The sequence below is a fragment of the Acidovorax sp. HMWF018 genome, assembly GCF_003061035.1.
Classification (GTDB): Bacteria; Pseudomonadota; Gammaproteobacteria; order Burkholderiales; family Burkholderiaceae_C; genus Acidovorax; species Acidovorax delafieldii.
Genome location: NZ_QAIM01000341.1, coordinates 1 through 1,779, shown reverse-complemented (window position 1 = coordinate 1,779; position 1,779 = coordinate 1). Strand labels below are relative to the sequence as shown.

The 1,779-nt window shown below is 60.9% G+C and carries 2 protein-coding genes and 1 pseudogene; 1 reads left to right on the top strand and 2 read right to left on the bottom strand.

Annotation, left to right across the window (positions count from 1 at the left end; genetic code table 11):
* Together DBR23_RS12845 and DBR23_RS12840 are read right to left on the bottom strand one after the other, a co-directional pair.
* Positions 1-447, bottom strand: a 447-nt coding sequence (locus tag DBR23_RS12845) for a penicillin-insensitive murein endopeptidase (protein ID WP_199227696.1), incomplete at its 3' end; no start/stop codon positions are given.
* 157 nt (positions 448-604) lie between these two features.
* Positions 605-1,534, bottom strand: a complete 930-nt coding sequence (locus DBR23_RS12840; RefSeq protein WP_108498506.1) for a LysR family transcriptional regulator — start codon at positions 1,532-1,534, stop codon at positions 605-607.
* Positions 1,535-1,692: 158 nt separating this feature from the next.
* Here DBR23_RS12840 and DBR23_RS30620 point away from each other — a divergent pair.
* Positions 1,693-1,779 (top strand): annotated as a pseudogene (locus DBR23_RS30620) (RidA family protein); the annotation flags it as partial.

The window sequence follows — 1,779 nt, the reverse complement described above, 5'->3', positions numbered from 1 at the left end:
ATGGTCATCGTGTCCATTCATATAAGTAGCATTGGCAATTTTGGGATCATTGAATCCAACCTTTTTTACCATGCCAGTCTGCCAAATTAAATTTACCAACCTTTGCGTCGCGGCTTGGTCGTAGTCTTTGCTAGACCAGCGGACGGGCTGCTTCAGCCCATCCTTGCGAATGGGACGAATATCGACCTCCAGACCGCTTCTGTGGCTAGCATGCGGTGGAAATTTTTTTCCTTCGGCCAAACTGATGTTACCAATGCCGATTTTTCGCTCTTCTGTGATGCTCCAGCCATGCTCAAGTTTGAAAATGAAATTCAGCATTTGCACATGGGCATATTGCCCTCTTCCACCGAAAGGAGTTCCATAGGTGTAATAGCCAGATTCCTCCGGCATTTGAGGCAGCATGAAAAATCCACGTTTATCCTGAGGTACTGGTGAAGAATCTGTCATTTATACAACTCCCTTTTGCGAGCGATTGTATGAATGCGCTCTTTAAATCAGATAACTGTTTCCAACTCTTACAGCGCACACTATGGGTGCTGTAGGCTGGGACCAACAGACATGCCTCTTTCGCTTCACGAACAATTCCATCGGACCAAGGTGCGTCTTATGGGGCCCTCGAAGAGCGATGAATCGGCGCATGCAGCGCCATCAACCCCGCCACCCATTCAATGAACACCCGCACCTTGGCGCTCACATGCCGTTGGGGTGGGTAGGCCACGTACAGCGGCATCGGCTCCAGCGTCCAGTCCTGCAGCAGGGGCACCAGCTCGCCAGCCGCCACGTGGGGGCAGGCCATGTAGTCGGGCAACCAGAGCACGCCCAGGCCCGCCAGGCCTGCGGCCAGGTAGGCGTTGCCGTCGTCCACAGCGCAGATGTCGTGGCCTTGGGCGTGCACATGTTCGGTGCCGCGGCGCATCTCGAAAGGCAGAGGCTGGCCGGTGCGCGCCCACAAAAAACCCACGGTGCGGTGGTGCGGTCCTTCCAGCGCCTGCGGGTGCTCGGGCGTGCCCGCGCGCTGCAGGTAGCTGGGGGCGGCATACACGCGCAGTTGCAGGTCGCCCACATGGCGTGCGACGAGCGCCGGGTTGGTGAGGGCGCCGCCGCGCACCACGCAGTCCACGTTGTCGCCCACCATGTCCACGGGGCGGTCGCTCACGCCCATGTGCAGGAGGATGTCGGGGTATTGCGCGTGGAACGCGGGCAGCGCGGGGATGAGGACCAGGCGCGCCAAGGGGCTGGGCACGTCCACCCGCAGGCGGCCCCGGGGCGCGGCGGCGGCGGTGGAAACGCTGGCATCGGCATCGTCCAGGTCGGCCAGCAGGCGCACCACACGCTCGTAGTAGGCAGCACCATCGGGCGTGACCTGCACGCGCCGGGTGGTGCGGTGCAGGAGCTTCACGCGCAGGCGCGCTTCGAGCTGCTGCACCAGCTGCGTGACGGTGGTGCGGCTCAGGTGCAGGGTGAGGGCAGCCTTGGTGAAGCTGCCGGATTCCACAACGCGGGCAAAGGCCTGCAGAGCGTCAAAACGGTCCATGGCGTACAGGTAGTTGAGGCGTGCCGAAGGGGCGGCGTGCCCGCCATTGTTTGGCGATCAGGAACAGTGGTGCACAGATTAGCCGGTTTATCGGAACAACGCGCGCTTCTACAGTGCCTTCATCGCAATCATCTGCCCTGCAGAACGAAAGGAATCCCATGCCCCACCGTGATGTTGTCTTCCCCGCAGGCCGCCAGGCGCTGTACGAGCGCAACCGCTATTCGCCCGCCGTGCGCGCCAACGGC